General features: G+C 31.7%; 1 protein-coding gene. It reads left to right on the plus strand.

All coding sequences use genetic code 11. The features are described from left to right. Window positions 1-247 precede the first annotated feature (247 nt). Entirely contained in the window at window positions 248-1,153 is a 906-nt protein-coding gene (locus GY937_12260; GenBank protein MCP5057481.1) for an IS1595 family transposase, read from the plus strand. Window positions 1,154-1,170: the final 17 nt, after the last annotated feature.

The raw sequence follows: 1,170 nt of genomic DNA on the forward strand, positions 1-1,170 counted from the left end.
ATTATAAGAAGCATATCTTAACTGCAAAATTAGAAGGCAATCCTTTTACATTTCTACATGTTATTAACCCTGAATTTAGAGCTGAAGATAAAACGAAACCAAATACAAAAGAACGTTTTGAGAAAGTAAAAAGTAAATTAAAACAATAAATTTTTGATTCATCGCTTGTTTACCTATAAAAATTTGGATAACGTAAATAATTTACGCTTTGGCACTCTATTTTTGTAGTCTAATCAAAAAAAAGAGCATGAATATTTTAGAGTTTGTTGAAGTTTTTCCGACTGAATCAAGTTGTCGAGCTGATTTTAGAATAAAACGAGAAAAAGAAGGAGTCGTTTGTAAAAGATGTACAAGTCAAGAACATTATTGGCTCAATAACAAGGAGCAATGGGAATGTAAATCTTGTCATTTTCGCACGACGTTAAAAAGTGGCTCTATGATGGCTAATTCAAAATTACCTGTTCGGACATGGTATTTAGCTATGTTGTTTATGACTTTTACAAAAAAAGGAATCTCAGCTAAAGAACTCCAGCGTCAATTAAGACATAAAAGATATAACACTATTTGGTCGTTAATGCATCGAATTCGTCTTGCTATGGGGAATAGAGACGCTCTATATACTTTAGAAGGAATGATAGAATTTGATGAAGCATATTTCGAAATAGCAACCCCTGACGGCATAAAATTAAAAAGAGGAAAAGGTTCTCAAAAGCAACAAAACGTGGCTATTATAGCTGAATCTATTCCTTTGGAAAACATAGAAACAAGCAAAAGAAGTTCTGCTTGTAGGTACTATAAAATGAAAGCATTAACCAGTCATAAAACAGATTCAATAAATGAAGTAATCTCCGAAAATATCGCAGAGACATCAATCGTTTTTTCAGATAAAGCAACTACTTATTTAGATATAGAAAACTATGTCGAAATGCATATTTCAGAAGTTTCGACTAAAGATTTAACAAGAACGGAATTAAAATGGGTGCATGTAGCTATTGGAAATGCTAAACGTAACTTTTTAGGGGTATACCATAAAATTAAAGGAAAGTATTTACAACTCTATTTAGATGAGTTTTGCTACAAACTCAATAGAAGGTACTTTGGTGAAAGGATATTTGATAGGTTAACTCTAGCTGTTGCTAAATCTTACTGGTAAACAGGCGATGATGCAAA

The organism is bacterium (assembly GCA_024228115.1).
Lineage (GTDB): Bacteria > Myxococcota_A > UBA9160 > UBA9160 > UBA6930.

What these genes read in the sequence shown, in the direction of transcription:
- GY937_12260 (MCP5057481.1), top strand. Translation starts at nt 248, where the DNA reads ATGAATATTTTAGAGTTTGTTGAAGTTTTTCCGACTGAATCAAGTTGT.